The organism is Streptomyces sp. NPDC006393, from assembly GCF_040628575.1.
Classification (GTDB): domain Bacteria; phylum Actinomycetota; class Actinomycetes; order Streptomycetales; family Streptomycetaceae; genus Streptomyces.
On sequence record NZ_JBEXZD010000008.1, the window covers coordinates 71,841 to 88,343 of the forward strand.

Annotated in this window: 16 protein-coding genes; 9 read left to right on the forward strand and 7 right to left on the reverse strand. The window is 71.3% G+C overall.

What is annotated here, in order from left to right:
- Nucleotides 1–67 precede the first annotated feature (67 nt).
- Nucleotides 68–925 (reverse strand): helix-turn-helix transcriptional regulator, encoded by an 858-nt coding sequence (locus ABZ484_RS06220; RefSeq protein WP_358864695.1) that lies wholly within the window; start codon nt 923–925, stop codon nt 68–70.
- 139 nt (nt 926–1,064) lie between these two features.
- On the opposite strand from ABZ484_RS06220, the gene ABZ484_RS06225 reads away from it, so the two are divergent.
- Together ABZ484_RS06225 and ABZ484_RS06230 are read left to right on the forward strand one after the other, a co-directional pair.
- Nucleotides 1,065–2,738, forward strand: coding sequence for an AMP-binding protein (locus ABZ484_RS06225; protein ID WP_358864696.1), 1,674 nt, complete (start codon nt 1,065–1,067; stop codon nt 2,736–2,738).
- Nucleotides 2,735–4,327 (forward strand): AMP-binding protein, encoded by a 1,593-nt coding sequence (locus ABZ484_RS06230; RefSeq protein WP_358864697.1) that lies wholly within the window; start codon nt 2,735–2,737, stop codon nt 4,325–4,327. The genes ABZ484_RS06225 and ABZ484_RS06230 overlap by 4 nt, the downstream gene beginning before the upstream one ends.
- A gap of 39 nt (nt 4,328–4,366) precedes the next feature.
- On the opposite strand, the gene ABZ484_RS06235 is transcribed toward ABZ484_RS06230, so the two are convergent.
- On the reverse strand, nt 4,367–5,083 hold the full coding sequence (locus tag ABZ484_RS06235; protein WP_358864698.1) for a hypothetical protein: 717 nt from the start codon (nt 5,081–5,083) through the stop codon (nt 4,367–4,369).
- A 304-nt stretch (nt 5,084–5,387) separates the two neighbouring features.
- Between ABZ484_RS06235 and gcl the strand changes: the two genes are divergently transcribed.
- Nucleotides 5,388–7,172 (forward strand): glyoxylate carboligase, encoded by a 1,785-nt coding sequence (gene gcl, locus ABZ484_RS06240; RefSeq protein ID WP_358864699.1) that lies wholly within the window; start codon nt 5,388–5,390, stop codon nt 7,170–7,172.
- Nucleotides 7,173–7,273: 101 nt separating this feature from the next.
- On the opposite strand, the gene ABZ484_RS06245 is transcribed toward gcl, so the two are convergent.
- From ABZ484_RS06245 to ABZ484_RS06265, 5 genes are all read right to left on the reverse strand, one after another.
- Entirely contained in the window at nt 7,274–7,882 is a 609-nt protein-coding gene (locus ABZ484_RS06245) for a TIGR04222 domain-containing membrane protein (RefSeq protein WP_358864700.1), read from the reverse strand.
- 167 nt (nt 7,883–8,049) lie between these two features.
- Nucleotides 8,050–8,286: a hypothetical protein gene (locus ABZ484_RS06250; RefSeq protein WP_358864701.1), complete on the reverse strand. Its 237-nt coding sequence runs from the start codon at nt 8,284–8,286 to the stop codon at nt 8,050–8,052.
- A gap of 453 nt (nt 8,287–8,739) precedes the next feature.
- Entirely contained in the window at nt 8,740–10,203 is a 1,464-nt protein-coding gene (locus tag ABZ484_RS06255; protein ID WP_358864702.1) for a catalase, read from the reverse strand.
- A gap of 161 nt (nt 10,204–10,364) precedes the next feature.
- A complete protein-coding gene (locus ABZ484_RS06260) occupies nt 10,365–11,270 on the reverse strand; it encodes a 2-hydroxy-3-oxopropionate reductase (protein ID WP_358864703.1) in 906 nt (301 codons plus the stop codon).
- A gap of 42 nt (nt 11,271–11,312) precedes the next feature.
- Nucleotides 11,313–12,170, reverse strand: coding sequence for a TIM barrel protein (locus tag ABZ484_RS06265; RefSeq protein WP_358864704.1), 858 nt, complete (start codon nt 12,168–12,170; stop codon nt 11,313–11,315).
- A gap of 169 nt (nt 12,171–12,339) precedes the next feature.
- Between ABZ484_RS06265 and ABZ484_RS06270 the strand changes: the two genes are divergently transcribed.
- From ABZ484_RS06270 to ABZ484_RS06295, 6 genes are all read left to right on the forward strand, one after another.
- The gene (locus ABZ484_RS06270) at nt 12,340–12,591 is read left to right on the forward strand and encodes a hypothetical protein (protein WP_358864705.1); all 252 of its coding nucleotides are present in this window, start codon (nt 12,340–12,342) and stop codon (nt 12,589–12,591) included.
- A complete protein-coding gene (locus ABZ484_RS06275) occupies nt 12,588–12,950 on the forward strand; it encodes a helix-turn-helix domain-containing protein (protein ID WP_358864706.1) in 363 nt (120 codons plus the stop codon). Before ABZ484_RS06270 ends, ABZ484_RS06275 begins: the two co-directional genes overlap by 4 nt.
- Before the next feature lie 176 nt (nt 12,951–13,126).
- Nucleotides 13,127–13,636: a 2-oxo-4-hydroxy-4-carboxy-5-ureidoimidazoline decarboxylase gene (gene uraD, locus ABZ484_RS06280; protein ID WP_358864707.1), complete on the forward strand. Its 510-nt coding sequence runs from the start codon at nt 13,127–13,129 to the stop codon at nt 13,634–13,636.
- A 35-nt stretch (nt 13,637–13,671) separates the two neighbouring features.
- Nucleotides 13,672–14,073, forward strand: coding sequence for a hydroxyisourate hydrolase (gene uraH / locus ABZ484_RS06285; RefSeq protein WP_358864708.1), 402 nt, complete (start codon nt 13,672–13,674; stop codon nt 14,071–14,073).
- Between the two features lie 8 nt (nt 14,074–14,081).
- Nucleotides 14,082–15,017 (forward strand): factor-independent urate hydroxylase, encoded by a 936-nt coding sequence (gene pucL / locus ABZ484_RS06290; RefSeq protein ID WP_358864709.1) that lies wholly within the window; start codon nt 14,082–14,084, stop codon nt 15,015–15,017.
- A 65-nt stretch (nt 15,018–15,082) separates the two neighbouring features.
- Nucleotides 15,083–16,492, forward strand: coding sequence for a nucleobase:cation symporter-2 family protein (locus ABZ484_RS06295; RefSeq protein WP_358864710.1), 1,410 nt, complete (start codon nt 15,083–15,085; stop codon nt 16,490–16,492).
- Nucleotides 16,493–16,503: the final 11 nt, after the last annotated feature.

The window sequence follows — 16,503 nt, forward strand, 5'->3', positions numbered from 1 at the left end:
CACGGGAACCCCCCGCCGCGGGAGACGGTCCCGGGGCACCAGGGCGGTACGCCGCGCGGTCCGGTCTCTACGGCAGTACGCCCGCCCGCCGGGCCGTCGCCACCGCCTCGCCGCGGGTGTGGGCGCCGAGTTTGCGCATGGCCGAGCGGAGGTAGCTCTTCACCGTCTCCGGGCTGAGTCCCAGACGGGCGGCGGCCGTCGCGTTCGTGGCGCCCGCGGCCACGCACGTCAGGACGTCCAGCTCCCGAGGGGCCAGGGTCACGCCCTCCGCCGCGACCGGAGCCCGGGCCGGAGCCCCGGCGGCGCTGAGCAGCCCGCAGGCGTTCAGGAGTTCCGCGCGCAGGGCCGGGTCCGCGATCCGCGGGGCCAGCGCGCGCAGCGCCGCGTGGGCCTCGCGGACCTGCTCCCAGGCCGCACCGCCCGCCGCCTCCCCGTCCGCCGGCTCCTGGCGGGCCGCCGCCAGCAGGTCCCGTGCCTCCTCCCGCACCACCAGCGCCTGCTCCACGTCCCGCGCCACCGCCACCGCCGCGCCGAGCGTCCGGTCACCGAGCGGCTGGGCCGTGCGCAGGGCGCCGTACAGCACACCGCGCACCCGGCGCCGTACCACCACCGGCACCGCCAGCACCGAGCGCAGCCCCTCCGCCGCCACCGCCGCGTCGTACTCGTGGCTGATCTGCCGGGACAGCGAGTAGTCCGTCACCGCGCACGGCCGGGCCAGCGCGACCGCCTTGCCGCCGAGCCCGTTGCCGGAGGTCACCGCCAGCGCGCTCAGCGCGAGCGTCGCCGTCCCCGTCAGCTCGCTGATCCGTACCCGCGGCCGGCCCGGCTCGACCAGGCCGCCGAAGGCGACCGGAAGGCCCGTCGCGCGCCGCAGCCGCACCAGCGCACCCCGAATCTCCGCCGCCCCGGACGCGTTCGCCGTCACCTGCTCGCCCTTTCGTCACGGACCTGTGCCCACCACACCCCCGTTCGGGGGTGGTGAGACCCGCATCACGGATTACACGATGTGACAGAGCCGCCCCGCAATGGTCCGGAGCCAACCCGGGACCACCCATGGAGGACAGATGACGACGGCGACGGAGACCTTCCGCAGGGCCCGGGACTTCCTGCTGGAACACCGTGAGGACTACGCCACCGCCTGCGCCGGCTTCGAGTGGCCCCGCCCGGAGCACTTCAACTGGGCGCTGGACTGGTTCGACGCCGTCGCCGACGGGAACGACCGCACCGCCCTGCACATCGTGGAGGAGGACGGCACCGAGACCCGGCTCTCCTTCGCCGAGCTGTCCGAGCGCTCCGACCGGGCCGCGAACTGGCTGCGCGCTCGCGGTGTCGCCGCCGAGGACCGCATCCTCGTCATGCTCGGCAACCAGGCCGAGCTGTGGGAGACCGCGCTCGCCGCGATGAAGCTGCGCGCCGTCGTCATCCCCGCCACCCCGCTGCTCGGCCCCGCCGACCTGCGCGACCGCGTCGAGCGCGGCCGGGTCCGGCACGTGATCGTACGCGCCGAGGACACCGCCAAGTTCGCGGACGTGCCCGGCTCCTACACCCGGATCTCCGTCGGCGGCACGCCCGAGGAGGGCTGGGAGCCGTACGAGGACGCCTACGCCGCCCCGGCCGCGTTCGTCCCCGACGGCCCCACCCTCGCCGACGACCCGCTGATGCTCTACTTCACCTCGGGCACCACCGCCCGCCCCAAGCTGGTGGAGCACACCCACACCTCGTACCCGGTCGGGCACCTGGCGACCATGTACTGGATCGGCCTGAGGCCGGGCGACGTGCACCTGAACATCTCCTCGCCCGGCTGGGCCAAGCACGCCTGGTCCAACCTGTTCGCCCCGTGGAACGCGGAGGCGACCGTCTTCATCCACAACTACACCCGCTTCGACGCGGCCCGGCTGATGGCCGAGATGGACCGCGCCGGCGTCACCACCTTCTGCGCCCCGCCGACGGTGTGGCGCATGCTCATCCAGTCCGACCTGAGCCGGCTCGCCACCCCGCCGCGCGAGGCCGTCGCCGCGGGCGAGCCGCTCAACCCCGAGGTCATCGAGCAGGTCCGCCGGGCCTGGGGGGTGACCATCCGGGACGGCTTCGGGCAGACCGAGACGGCCGTCCAGGTCTCCAACAGCCCCGGCCAGCCGCTGAAGACGGGCTCCATGGGACGGCCGAGCCCCGGCTTCCGGGTGGAACTGCTCGACCCGGTGACCGGCGCCCCGGGAGCGACGGAGGGCGAGATCGCGCTCGACCTGTCCGTACGGCCCGTCGGCCTGATGGCCGGCTACCACGGCGACGCCGACCGCACGGCGGAGGCGATGGCCGGCGGCTACTACCGCACCGGAGATGTCGCCTCGCGGGACGAGGACGGATATCTGACCTACATCGGACGGTCCGACGACGTCTTCAAGGCCTCCGACTACAAGATCAGCCCGTTCGAGCTGGAGAGCGCGCTGCTGGAGCACGAGGCGGTCGCCGAGGCCGCGGTCGTGCCCGCGCCGGACGAGGTGCGCCTGGCCGTGCCGAAGGCCTACATCGTGCTCGCGGAGGGCTGGGAGCCCGGCCCCGACACCGCGAAGGTGCTCTTCGAGCACTCCCGCCAGGTCCTCGCCCCCTACAAGCGCGTCCGCCGCCTCGAGTTCGGCGACCTTCCGAAGACCGTCTCCGGCAAGATCCGCCGCATCGAGCTGCGCGAGGCCACGGCCACGGGTTCGGACGACGAGTACCGCGAGGAGGACTTCCGGTGACCGCTGAGCTGTCGTACACGCACGGAACGAGCGAGACCGTCCTGCTCGGGGACACCATCGGCGCCAACCTCGACCGGGCCGTCGCGACCTGGCCGGACCGCGAGGCGCTCGTCGACGTGCCGTCGGGGCGGCGCTGGACGTACGCCGAATTCGGCGCGGCGGTCGAGGAGCTGGCGCGGGCGCTGGCCGCGAGCGGGGTCGGCAAGGGGGACCGGGTCGGCATCTGGGCGGTCAACTGCCCGGAGTGGGTCCTGGTCCAGTACGCCACCGCCCGCATCGGGGCGATCATGGTCAACATCAACCCGGCCTACCGCACCCACGAGGTCGAGTACGTCCTCAACCAGTCGGGCATCTCGCTGCTGTTCGCCTCCCTCGGCCACAAGACGAGCGACTACCGGGCGATGGTCGACCAGGTCCGCGGGAAGTGCTACGCGCTGCGCGAGGTCGTCTACATCGGCGACCCGAGCTGGGAGGCGCTGCTCTCCCGCGCCACCCCGAGCGTCTCCTACGAGGCCCTGTCCTGCGACGACCCCATCAACATCCAGTACACCTCGGGCACGACGGGCTTCCCGAAGGGAGCCACCCTCTCCCACCACAACATCCTCAACAACGGCTATTTCGTGGGCGAGGCGATCGCCTACAGCGAGCAGGACCGGATCTGCATCCCGGTGCCCTTCTACCACTGCTTCGGCATGGTGATGGGCAATCTGGCGGCCACCTCGCACGGCGCCTGCATGGTCATCCCGGCGCCGTCCTTCGACGCGAAGGCCACCCTGGACGCCGTCCAGCAGGAGCGGTGCACGTCGCTGTACGGCGTCCCGACCATGTTCATCGCCGAACTGAACCTGCCCGACTTCGCGGCCTACGACCTCTCCAGCCTGCGCACCGGCATCATGGCGGGCTCGCCCTGCCCGGTGGAGGTGATGAAACGGGTGGTCGCCGAGATGCACATGGAGCAGGTCTCCATCTGCTACGGCATGACCGAGACCTCCCCGGTCTCCCTCCAGACCCGCATGGACGACGACCTCGAACACCGCACCGGCACGGTCGGCCGGGTGCTGCCGCACATCGAGGTGAAGGTGATCGACCCGGCCACCGGGGTGACGCAGCCCCGCGGCACGGCGGGCGAGCTGTGCACCCGCGGCTACAGCGTGATGCTCGGCTACTGGGAGGAGCCCGGGAAGACCGCCGAGGCCATCGACCCCGGCCGCTGGATGCACACCGGGGACCTCGCGACGATGCGCGAGGACGGGTACGTCGAGATCGTCGGCCGCATCAAGGACATGATCATCCGGGGCGGCGAGAACATCTACCCGCGCGAGATAGAGGAGTTCCTCTACGGCCACCCGAAGATCCGCGACGTCCAGGTCGTCGGCGTACCGCACGAGACGTACGGCGAGGAGGTGCTCGCCTGCGTCATCCCGCTCGACGCGGAGGAACCGCTGACACTGGAGGAGCTGCGGGCCTTCTGCGCGGGCCGGCTGGCCCACTACAAGATCCCCAGCCGGCTGCGGATCCTCGACTCCTTCCCGATGACGGTGTCCGGGAAGGTCCGCAAGGTGGAGCTGCGGGAGACGTACCGCGCCTGACGGGATGTGAACCCGCGTGCCGGCGGCGGCCGCCCGGTCTCAGACGCCGGGGCCGCCGCCGAGCGCGTCGGCCGGGGCGTTCACCGGCCGCGGGACGCCGTCCGGCGCGAGGACGAACAACGCGATGCCCAACTCGTCCGCGCGGGTACGGGCCTGGTCGCTGTAGCCGGTGAGCGAGAAGTACACGCCGGCGGCGGACTCCGTCATGGCCGTCAGCCACAGGCACTCCACGTCCCGCGGCGAGGCCGGCCGCACCGCGGGGTCCACCTGCGCCACCAGTCCCCGGGCCGCCAGCCCGATGCCGGACGGCGGCCGCTGGTCCGCGCGCCGGATGTCCTCGTAGCCCAGCCACCGCAGATACAGCGCGGCATCGGTCACCGCGTCCCGCGCCGTACGGATCATCACGGGCCGAAACACCCCGCGCCCACCGGCAGGAGGGCGCCGCCCGGCCGTGTCCCGGTCTCCGGCACCGGAGTGGTGCGCCGTTCCGGGCTCGCGCACCGTGTGGTCGCCGTGCGCCGTCCCGTCTGCTTCCGGCCGCCCGCGGTCGTCGCGTCCCGGGATCCCGTCTCCGGCACGCACCGCGCTCCGGCCGACCGCCCGGTCCCCGGTCTCTCCCGCGTCGGTCCCGCCCGGCGGGATGCGCAGGACCGTGCCGCAGGGGCAGATCAGTTCCGGTCGGGGCCACTGGTCGTCGCGGCCGCGGACGTGTTCGCGCCGGCAGGCCGGGCAGCGCACCGGCACGCTCTCGGGCATGACCCAACTCCAAGGCGTCGCATCGAGGTCGCGTTCGAGGCTGCCCAGGGGCGGCCGTCGAGGCGGCTGCCGGGGCAGCCGTCCCATGGTGCTCCGGCGGGCTCCCGGCTGTCCGGCGCTTGGCCGCGTGGCGGACTCCTCCTTGCCCTCTCTTGACGCGTTTCACGCACCCCCCTACATTGCTTCCAGATCGTAGAAACTACTTTCCGCTATACGGAAGTACGGAAGAGCTCACCGCAGGGCGCGACGGGAGTGCGAATCCGGCAGCCGAGACAGCAGAAGACAGCCGAAGCAGGAGTACTCGATGGCTCGTATGACCGCTGCCCGAGCGGCAGTTGAGATCCTCAAGCGCGAGGGCGTCACCGACGCGTTCGGTGTGCCGGGCGCGGCGATCAACCCCTTCTACGCGGCGCTCAAGGCCTCCGGAGGCATCACCCACACCCTCGCCCGCCACGTCGAGGGCGCCTCGCACATGGCCGAGGGCTACACCCGTACGCACCCCGGAAACATCGGCGTCTGCATCGGCACCTCCGGCCCGGCCGGCACCGACATGATCACCGGCCTGTACTCGGCCATCGGTGACTCCATCCCGATCCTGTGCATCACCGGCCAGGCCCCGACCGCGGTGATCCACAAGGAGGACTTCCAGGCGGTCGACATCGCCTCCATCGCCAAGCCGGTGACCAAGATGGCGGTCACCGTCCTGGAGGCCGCGCAGGTCCCCGGCGTCTTCCAGCAGGCCTTCCACCTGATGCGCTCCGGCCGCCCCGGCCCGGTCCTGATCGACCTGCCGATCGACGTCCAGATGACGGAGATCGAGTTCGACCCCGAGACCTACGAGCCGCTGCCCGCCTACCGGCCGGCCGCGACCCGCGCCCAGATCGAGAAGGCCATCGCCCTGCTCAACGCCTCCGAGCGGCCGCTGATCGTGGCCGGCGGCGGTGTCATCAACGCCGACGCCGCCGACCTGCTCGTCGAGTTCGCCGAGCTGACCGGCATCCCGGTCGTGCCGACCCTGATGGGCTGGGGCGTCCTGCCCGACGACCACGAGCTGAACGCCGGCATGGTGGGCCTGCAGACCTCGCACCGCTACGGCAACGCGACCTTCCTGGAGTCCGACTTCGTCCTCGGCATCGGCAACCGCTGGGCCAACCGCCACACCGGCAAGCTCGACGTCTACACCGCCGGACGGACCTTCGTCCACGTCGACATCGAGCCCACCCAGATCGGCAAGATCTTTGCCCCGGACTACGGCATCGCGTCTGACGCCAGGGCCGCGCTGGAGCTCTTCGTCGAGGTGGCGAAGGAGCTGAAGGCGGCCGGCAGGCTGCCCGACCGTTCCGCCTGGGCCGCCGCCGCGCAGGAGAAGAAGGCCACGCTCCAGCGCCGTACGCACTTCGACGACATCCCGATCAAGCCGCAGCGCGTCTACGAGGAGATGAACAAGGCCTTCGGCCCCGAGACCCGCTACGTCTCCACCATCGGCCTCTCGCAGATCGCCGGCGCCCAGATGCTGCACGTCTACCGGCCCCGGCACTGGATCAACTGCGGCCAGGCCGGTCCGCTCGGCTGGACCATCCCGGCCGCCCTGGGCGTCGCCAAGGCCGACCCGGAGTCCCCGGTGGTCGCGCTCTCCGGCGACTACGACTTCCAGTTCATGCTGGAGGAGCTGGCCGTCGGCGCGCAGCACAAGATCCCCTACGTCCACGTCCTCGTCAACAACTCCTACCTGGGCCTGATCCGCCAGGCGCAGCGCGCGTTCGACATCGACTTCCAGGTCAAGCTGGAGTTCGAGAACATCAACTCGCCGGAGCTGGGCGTCTACGGCGTCGACCACGTCAAGGTCGCCGAGGGCCTAGGCTGCAAGGCGATCCGGGTGACCGACCCGAACGAGCTGGGCGCCGCCTTCGAGGAGGCCAAGAAGCTCGCCGCCGAGTTCCAGGTGCCGGTCGTCGTCGAGGCGATCCTGGAGCGGGTCACCAACATCTCCATGTCGGGCACCAACGACATCGGCAACGTCGTCGAGTTCGAGGAGCTCGCCACCGAGCCCGGCCACGCGCCGACGGCGATCAGGACCCTGAAGGCCTGACACACCGCAACACCGTCAAGGGGTGGCCCGTCCGAGGGACGGGCCACCCCTTGACGTGTCGCTTCCTGTCGTGTCGCCTCGCTCCGCCGGTCCGCGGACCCTCACACGGCGCCGCAGCTGAAGCCGCCGCCGCTGCCCCAGGACTGCCCGTACTCCCGCTTGCGCTCGGTGGCCTTCCCGCGCCGCCCGGCGAGCCCGCCCTCCCGCGCGAAGCGGGGCATGAGCGTGGTCAGCGCCCGGTCGCCGTACAGGGCCACGGCGAGCAGCCGGTCCTCGGGCGACAGACCCCTGCGGCTCGCGGGCAGCGGGTGCCGGGCCCGCAGGGACCTCAGGGCGCGCCGTCCGGCCCGGGTGCGGCCGGGCAGGAGGACGGGTGCCAGTCCGGCGAGCGTGAGCTCGTAGCGCAGATCGATCAGGGCGAGGGCGACGGCCTCCCGGACCAGCAACTGCCGCACGTCCGCGGGATCGTGGAGGAGGGAGGCGTGCACCGCCCGCGTCAGGGCGGGGAGGTCCGCCGCCGTGTCGTCGAGCGGCCTCCTGGTGCGCAACGTGCCCCCTCGCCCGGGGCCGACGCTGCCGCTCAGGCGCAGGCTGAGGACGGCGACGACGAGGGCGGCGCGGCGACCGCCGCGCAGGAACGCGATCTCGTGCGGCGCCAGCCGGTCCGTCGCGGGCCTGTCGGCCCGGTCGGCGCTGTCGGCACTGTCCATGAGCGAGCCCCCGCCGTCGGACGGGGCCCGCCGCCCCCGTGCCGGCGGGCCCCGTGTGAGGGAATCTGCCCGCGAGCGGGGACGCTCGATACCTCCCGAGCCGCTTTCAGAGCTTGATTTGAGCATGCCGTAGCGGCCCTACGCCCCTTGCCGTAGGCGTCGCTCGCTCAGCGGTCCTCGTGCTCCGACAGGCCCGGCCAGTCGTCCGGGCCGCCGCCCTGCCACTCGATGAGATCGCTCTCCTCGACCTCGATACGGTCCAGGTCGGCCAGCCGGAGGATCTCGACGACGTCGTCCAGGTGGGACGCGAGCCCGAGGGTCACGTCGCCCTCGGTGACCCGCCGGGAGCCGTCCAGGGCCGGCGGATGCACCACGATGTGCGGATGCTGCGTGAGGTGGTCCATGCCTTCAGCGTCCTGCGCGCGGGGCCGGTCCGCACCCCGGACGACGAGGAGAAGGCAGCGCGGAAACCGGACGGCGCCGGATGCGGGACCGTCCGCATCCGGCGCCGTCCGGCCCGGTGAGGTAGGGAGTTGTTGAGACCGTCCGACGGCGCGAGGCTGGGCGCGACAGGACGTTCGCGCCGCCGGACGGAGCATGGGGAGGGGGAGCCTCGCTGCGCGAGGCGGTTCGGCTGGGACCGCGGCGGGTGCGACGGTGCCGGGAGGCCTTCCCTCTGGTCGAGAAGGCGGTCCCCGGGACCTTCACCACCGCACTGGCTCGCACGCCGCCGCGGTCCTCGCCTGACCGCGCGTCGCCGGCCGGCCACCCCTCATCCGGGTCGGCCGGCGCCCGCGCGGGGCGTACGCGTCCGGATCCCGACCTCCCCGCCGGGACGCCGGACGCGGCTTGCGGGATCAGTCCTCGCGCAGGGCGCGGACCGCCTCCTCCACACGCCTGCCGTACTCGGGGTCGGCGGCGTGGAAGTGCGCGAGGTTCTTCTCGATCACGTCGTTGCGGGAGACCTGGGACAGGCCGCCGGCGATGTTCGCGACCAGGCGCTGCTTCTCGTCCTCGGACATCAGCCGGTACAGCTCGCCGGCCTGGAAGAAGTCGTCGTCCTTGGTGTGCAGCGGAGCCTCGTGGGTGCCCGTGTGGCCGGTGACGGCCAGCGGGGCGGAGAGCGGGCGGCCGGTCTCGACCGGGCCGTCGTAGGAGTTCGGCTCGTAGTTCCTGGCGTGCCGGCCCTGGGAGTTGGACGCCATGAGACCGTCGCGGCCGTAGTTGTTCGCACCGCCGGGCACGGCCTTCGGGGCGTTCACCGCGAGCTGGGTGTGGTTGACGCCCAGGCGGTAGCGGTGGGCGTCGGCGTAGGCGAACAGCCGGCCCTGGAGCATCTTGTCCGGCGACGGGCCGATGCCCGGCACGAAGTTGTTCGGGGAGAACGCGGCCTGCTCGACCTCGGCGAACACGTTGTCCGGGTTGCGGTCGAGGACCAGGCGGCCGACCCGCTGGAGCGGGTAGTCCCGGTGCGACCAGATCTTGGTCAGGTCGAACGGATTGAAGCGGTAGTCCGCCGCGTCGGCCGCCGGCATGATCTGGACGTACAGGGTCCAGGACGGGTGCACACCGCGCTCGATCGCCTGGAGCAGGTCGGTCTGGTGCGAGTTGGGGTCCTTGCCCGCGAGCTCCGCGGCCTGCTCGCTGGTCAGGCAGCGGATGCCCTGGTCCGTCTTGAAGTGGTACTTGACGAAGAAGGCCTCGCCCTTGGCGTTCGTCCACTGGTAGGTGTGCGAGCCGTAGCCGTTCATGTGGCGGTACGACGCCGGGATGCCGCGGTCGCCCATCAGCCAGGTCACCTGGTGCGTGGCCTCGGGGGAGTGCGCCCAGAAGTCCCAGACGTTGTCCGGTTCGGTGCGGCCGGTGAACGGGTCGCGCTTCTGCGAGTGGATGAAGTCGGGGAACTTGATCGGGTCCTTGATGAAGAACACCGGGGTGTTGTTGCCGACGAGGTCGTAGTTGCCCTCCTCGGTGTAGAACTTCACCGCGAAGCCGCGCGGGTCGCGCACCGCGTCCGCGCCGCCGAGGGAGTCGGCCACGGTGGAGAAGCGCACGAACACCTCGGTGCGCTTGCCGATCTCGCCGAGGAAGTCGGCGTGGGTGAAACCCGTGACGTCGTCGGTCACCTCGAAGCGGCCGAAGGCGCCGGAACCGCGGGCGTGCACCACACGCTCCGGGATGCGCTCGCGGTTGAAGCGCGCCAGCTTCTCCAGGAGGTGCTGGTCCTGGAGGAGGAGCGGGCCGCCGATGCCGGCGGAGGCGGAATTCTGGTTGTCGGCGATCGGGGCGCCGGACTCTGTCGTGAGCACGCGCTTCGACATCGGGGACCTTCCGTACGAGGGGCAGCGGAAACTTGTTTCCGCTTCGTGGAGCCTAGGAGTGGGCGATCGGGGCGTCAACAGTTTGTTGAAGTGGATTCCGGGCCGCGGCGCCGCCTGGGCGCGACAGAACAGGTGTCAGCGGCGCCGCGGCCCGGAAGTCTCTACAGCTGAGCGCCCGAGAGGCGCTCGACCGCCCGCAGCAGGGCCGAGTGGTCCAGCCCGCCGTCGCCCTGGGCGCGCAGCGAGGCGACCAGCTGGGCGACCACGGCGCCGACCGGCAGGGCCGCGCCGACGTTGCGGGCGGCCTCGGTGACGATGCCCATGTCCTTGTGGTGCAGGTCGATGCGGAAGCCCGGCTTGAAGTCCCGGTTGAGGAAGTTGTCCTTCTTGCGGGTCAGCACGGTGGAGCCGGCCAGACCGCCGTTGAGGACGTCCAGGGCCGCCCGGAGGTCCACGCCGGACTTCTCCAGGAAGACCACGGCCTCGGCGCACGCCTGGATGTTCACGGCCACGATCAGCTGGTTGGCGGCCTTCACGGTCTGACCCGAGCCGTGCGGACCGCACAGCACGATGGTCTTGCCGAGGGCCTCGAAGATCGGCCTGGCCTGGTCGAAGTCGGCCTGCTCACCGCCGACCATGATCGACAGTACGGCCTCGACGGCGCCGGCCTCACCGCCGGAGACCGGGGCGTCCAAGACGCGGACGCCCTTGTCCTTGGCGGCCTTGGCCAGGTCGACCGAGGTCTGCGGGGTGATCGAGGACATGTCGATCAGCAGCGCGCCGGACTTCGCGTTCTCCAGGATGCCGTCCGGGCCGTAGGCGATGGCCTCGACCTGCGGGGAGGCGGGCACCATGGTGATGACCACGTCGGCGTCCTTGACGGCCTCGGCGATCGAGCCGGCCGCGGTGCCGCCGGCGGCGGTCAGGCGGTCCAGCTTCTCCTGCTCCAGGGTGAAGCCGGTGACCTGGTAGCCCGCCTTGATCAGGTTCTCGGACATGGGGGAGCCCATGATGCCGAGACCGATCCATGCGATCGCCGGGCGGGTCGAATCCGTCAGATTGCTCATGATGAGGGTGCCTCTCTCAACTGCTGTGCGAAGTCAGGGGGTTCAGTGCGCGGCGCGGGCCTCGCGCGGCAGCCACTCGAAGGCCTCCGTGCTCGGACGGTCGCCCGGCTTGTACTCCAGGCCCACCCAGCCGTCGTATCCGGCCTTCCGCAGCAGACCGAGCAGCTCCTCCAGCGGGAGCGAACCCGTTCCGGGGGCGCCGCGGCCCGGGTTGTCGGCGATCTGCACGTGGCCGGTCTTCGCCGCGTACCGCTCGATGACCGAGGGCAGGTCCTCGCCGTTCATGGACAGGTGGTACAGGTCCATCAGGAACTTGGCGTTCCCGAGGCCGGTCGCCTCGTTGACCTTGTCCACGACGCCGATCGCGGCCGGCGCGCTGACCAGCGGGTACAGCGGCGACTCGGGCTGGTTCAGCGCCTCGATCAGCAGGATCGCGCCGATCCGGTCGGCGGCGCGGGCCGCGAGCACCAGGTTCTCCAGGGCGAGCGCGTCCTGCTCGGCCGGGTCGACGCCGTCCACGCGGTTGCCGTACAGCGCGTTGAGCGCCGGGCAGCCCAGCGACCGGGCGAAGTCGGCGGCCACGTCGATGTTGGCGCGGAACCTCTCCGACTCCGCACCGGGGACGGACAGGGCGCCGCGGTCCGGGCCGGGCAGCCGGCCGGCGTAGAAGTTCAGGCCCGTGAGCTGTACGCCCGCGTCCTCGATCGCCTTCTTCAGCGCGTCGAGCTCGGACCGCTCGGGGGTGGGCGTGTCGATCCAGGGCCACCACAGCTCGACCGCGGTGAAGCCGGCCGCGGCGGCGGCCGCGGGGCGCTCCAGGAGCGGGAGTTCCGTGAAGAGGATCGACAGGTTGACGTCGAAGCGCTGGTCTGCGGCTGTGCTCGATTCAAAAGCCGGCATCAGGGCCGCGCTCCCTTCCGTTCTCGTATTCCGCATTACGGAAGTTCATTTCTGCTTAATGGAAGACTGCCGTCGGGTGTCGCGGCTTGTCAAGAGGGGGCCGGTGGCCGGCGCTCTCCGGACCGGCCGAGGCTGCCCGGAAACCGGTACCGCGCGTTAGGTTGAGCGCGTGCGATTGAGAGTGGAGTTCACGACCGAACCCTTCGACCTGGACGAGGCGCCCGCGCACGCGGTGGTGGCGCGCGAGGTCGTCGAGGCCGCCGAGCTGGACGCCGTGGACGTCGGCCCGTTCGGCAACACCGCGGAGGGGGGAGCCGACGCCGTGCTGACCGCCGTGGACGCTCTGCTGCGCAAGAGCCTGAAGGCCGGCGCCACCCGGATCTCGCTCCAGGTCAACGTGATCGGGGAGGACGGGCGGTGACCGGGGAGGAGCCCTTCATCGCGGCCGTGAAACCGCTGGTCGACGCGATCGGCGGCGAGCTGCTCCCGCCCGACGAGGCGGGCCCCGACGACGTCGTGCTCGCCTGGGAGGGCATGGACGCCGTCGCCGTGCGCCTGCCGCAGCTCGCCGACTCCCTCGACCACATCCTGGCCGCCATGGAGCGGCGCCGGGGCATGCCGCTCGCGGACCTGGACCGCAGGGCCAAGCAGGAGGTCGTACGGGTCCTCGAGGCGCGCGGCGCCTTCTCCGTGCGGCACGGGGTGGAGACCGTGGCGAGCGCGCTGGGCGTCAGCCGCTTCACCGTCTACAACTACCTCAACCGCGAGAAGGAGGCCTGAGCGCGAGGCGGGGCGGACCGGCGAGGGGGCTGAGCCCGGGCGCCGTGGCCGGGCCGTCCGCGGAGCTCCTGGGTTTACCCAGAATTTTCAACAAAGTGTTGACGTGTTGTTTCGGAGGGCGTTAGCTATCCGCAGCCCGTTCAGCACACAGGCCGTTCGCGGCCACGGAGGCTCCCGTGACTACGAGTTCCACGCCGTCGGGCCTCGCCCGCTTCAACACCCTCCCGGAGGCCGCGGCCCGCGCCGCGCTCCTGGAGGCGTGCGCCTCCACGGCGTGGGCCGAGCGGCTGCTCGCCGCCCGCCCCTGCGCCGGTCCCGAGGACCTCTACGCCGCCAGTGACGCCGCCATGGCCGAGCTGACCGCGGCCGACCTGGAGGAGGCGATGGCCGGCCACCCGCCGATCGGCCGCCCCAAGCCCGGGGACCCGACCTCAGCCCGTGAACAGAGCGGCATGGCCGGCGCCTCCGATGACCTCAAGGCGGAGATGCTCGAACTGAACCTGGCCTACCAGGAGAAGTTCGGCCATGTCTTCCTCATCTGCGCCACCGGCAGGACCGGAGAGCAGATGAGGGACGCGGTCAAGGAGCGGATCGGCAACGCGCCGGAGCAGGAGCGGGAGATCGTCCGCGCCGAGCTGGGCAAGATCAACCGTATCCGGCTCGCCCGACTGCTCGACGACGCCTGAGCCCCACCGGCTCGAAGACGCCCGAAGAGGAAACCATGAGCACCGAGACCACCGCCTCCGTGTCCACGCACATCCTGGACACCAGCGTCGGCCGCCCCGCCGAGGGCGTCGCCGTCCACCTCTTTGCCCGCAGCGGCCAAGACGCGGACTGGCAGGCGCTCGGCGGCTCCGCGACCGACGCGGACGGGCGGTGCAAGGACCTCCCGGCCCTGCCGGAGGGGACCACCCACGTACGGCTGCACTTCGAGGTCGAGCCGTACTTCGCCAAGAAACAAGCCGCGGCCCAGCAGGACGCCCCCGCGCTACGGGACAGCGAGAACGGCCGGCCGGTGTTCTTCCCCGAGGTCACCATCGCCTTCGCGGTGGTGCCCGGTGAGCACTACCACGTTCCGCTGCTGCTCAACCCGTTCGGCTACTCCGTTTACCGAGGGAGCTGACCGACACCATGACCCGCTTCGTCCTGGGACAGAACCAGTACGGAAAGTCCGAGAACCGCGTTGTCAAGATCACGCGTGACGGCGACACGCACCACATCAAGGACCTGAACGTCTCCGTCGCCCTCTCCGGCGACATGGAGGAGGTCCACCGCAGCGGTTCCAACGCCAACGTCCTGCCGACCGACACCACCAAGAACACGGTGTACGCCTTCGCCAAGGAGTACGGCATCCAGAGCGCCGAGGACTTCGGCGTCAAGCTCGCCCGCCACTTCGTGGACGACAACGAGCCCATCCACCGGGCCCGCATCCGCATCGAGGAGTACTCCTGGGAGCGGATCGAGACCTCGCAGTCCGGCGCCCGCTTCGTCGGCGCGGACGAGATCGCCCACTCCTTCGTCCGCAAGGGCCAGGAGACCCGCGTCGCGCAGATCACCTACGACGGCCACGGGATCCAGGTGCTCTCCGGCTTCAAGGACCTGACCGTCCTGAACACGACCAACTCCGAGTTCTGGGGCTTCCTGAAGGACAAGTACACCACCCTCCAGGAGGACTACGACCGCATCCTCGCCACCACCGTCTCCACCTGGTGGCGGCACAACTGGGACGGCATCGACTCGCACGCCCCGGACTGGGACCGCTCCTACAGCGGGGTGCGCAAGCACGCCCTCCAGGCGTTCGCCGAGACCTACTCGTACTCGCTCCAGCAGACCCTCTTCGAGATGGGCGTGCGGGTGCTGAACTCCCGCGACGAGGTCGACGAGATCCGCTTCTCGATGCCCAACAAGCACCACTTCCGCTCGGACCTGTCGCCCTTCGGGATCGACAACGACGCCAAGGACGGCGCGGTCTACTTCGCGGCCGACCGCCCCTACGGCCTGATCGAGGCCACCATCCTGCGGGACGGCGCCGAGCAGCTCATCCCGGTCGACATGACCAACCTCTGACGCGGGACGCGTGTCCCCGGACCCGCCCGACCGGGCCGGGGACACGCCACACCGGAGGGAAGACCATGGCACAGCCTGCAAAGGGGCCGGCGACAGCCCCCTGTTCCACCCCGCCGGTGCACACCGAGGACGCCGTCACGTCCGTGCACCCGGTGGACGAGAAGCTCCACCCCTCGCGGCTCGTCCCCGCCGCGCTCCAGCACATCGCCGCCATGTACGCGGGCGTCGTCACTCCTCCGCTGATCATCGGCCAGGCCTGCGGGCTCGACATCGCGGCCCGCACCCGGCTGATCGCCGCGTCCCTGCTGATCGCGGGCGTCGCGACCGTCCTTCAGACCATCGGCGTCAAGGGCCTCGTCGGCAACCGGCTGCCCTTCGTCAACGCCGCCTCCTCGGCCGGCATCGCCCCGATCCTCGCCATCGCCGAGACCAACGACAAGGGCCACCAACTCCCCGCCATCTACGGCGCGGTGATGGTCGCCGGCGTCTTCTGCCTGGCGATCGGCCCGTTCTTCGGACGGCTGCTCAGATACTTCCCGCCGCTGGTCACCGGAGTGGTGATCACACTCATCGGGGTCACGCTGATGCCGGTACCCGTCGGCTGGGCGCAGGGCGGCGACAAGACCGCCGCCGACTTCGGGTCCATGCGGAACCTCGCGCTCGCCGCGTTCACCCTCGCCGTCATCCTGCTGATCCAGCGCTTCGGCAAGGGCTTCGTCAAGCAGGTCGCCCTGCTCTTCGGACTGCTGATCGGCACCCTGGCCGCCGTCCCGTTCGGCCTGGCCGACTTCAGCGGCATCACCTCCGCACCCGTCGCCGCGCTGCCCACCCCGTTCGCCTTCGGCGCCCCCGTCTTCCAGCCGGCCGCCATCCTGTCGCTGTGCATCGTGATGCTGGTGCTCATGACCGAGTCGTCCGCCGGGATGCTCGCCCTCGGCGAGATCTGCGACCGCCGCGCCGACGCGAGGACCATCACCCGCGGCCTGCGCACCGACGGCATCGCCACCCTGCTCGGCCCCGTCTTCGGCGGCTTCCCCACCTCCGCCTTCGCCCAGAACGTCGGCGTCGTCTCGCTGACCCGGGTGCGCAGCCGCTACGTCGTCGCCGTCGCCGGAGGCGCCCTGCTGGTCCTCGGCGCCTTCCCGGTGCTGGGCGCGGTCGTCTCCCTGGTCCCCATGCCGGTCCTCGGTGGCGCGGGCATCGTGCTGTTCGGCTCGATCGCGGTCAGCGGCATCCGTACGCTCTCCGAGGCCGGGCTGGACGACAGCTCCAACATCATCCTGGTGGCCGTGGCACTCGGCGCCGGCATCATCCCGCTGGCCGCGCCGACCTTCTACGCCGAGTTCCCGGCCTGGGCGCAGACCGTCCTCGGCTCCGGCATCAGCGCCGGCGCCCTCGTCGCCGTCCTGCTCAACCTGTTCTTCCACCATCTCGGCACCCGGAGCCGCACGGCCCCGGCACTCAAATCCTCCTAGGGTCCTGCCGT

Coding starts and splice junctions, on each gene's coding strand:
- gcl (WP_358864699.1), top strand. CDS start 5,388: ATGGCTCGTATGACCGCTGCCCGAGCGGCAGTTGAGATCCTCAAGCGC.
- ABZ484_RS06265 (WP_358864704.1), bottom strand. CDS start 12,170: ATGCCGGCTTTTGAATCGAGCACAGCCGCAGACCAGCGCTTCGACGTC.
- ABZ484_RS06250 (WP_358864701.1), bottom strand. CDS start 8,286: ATGGACCACCTCACGCAGCATCCGCACATCGTGGTGCATCCGCCGGCC.
- ABZ484_RS06235 (WP_358864698.1), bottom strand. CDS start 5,083: ATGCCCGAGAGCGTGCCGGTGCGCTGCCCGGCCTGCCGGCGCGAACAC.
- ABZ484_RS06225 (WP_358864696.1), top strand. CDS start 1,065: ATGACGACGGCGACGGAGACCTTCCGCAGGGCCCGGGACTTCCTGCTG.
- ABZ484_RS06295 (WP_358864710.1), top strand. CDS start 15,083: ATGGCACAGCCTGCAAAGGGGCCGGCGACAGCCCCCTGTTCCACCCCG.
- ABZ484_RS06260 (WP_358864703.1), bottom strand. CDS start 11,270: ATGAGCAATCTGACGGATTCGACCCGCCCGGCGATCGCATGGATCGGT.
- uraH (WP_358864708.1), top strand. CDS start 13,672: ATGAGCACCGAGACCACCGCCTCCGTGTCCACGCACATCCTGGACACC.
- ABZ484_RS06245 (WP_358864700.1), bottom strand. CDS start 7,882: ATGGACAGTGCCGACAGCGCCGACCGGGCCGACAGGCCCGCGACGGAC.
- ABZ484_RS06255 (WP_358864702.1), bottom strand. CDS start 10,203: ATGTCGAAGCGCGTGCTCACGACAGAGTCCGGCGCCCCGATCGCCGAC.
- pucL (WP_358864709.1), top strand. CDS start 14,082: ATGACCCGCTTCGTCCTGGGACAGAACCAGTACGGAAAGTCCGAGAAC.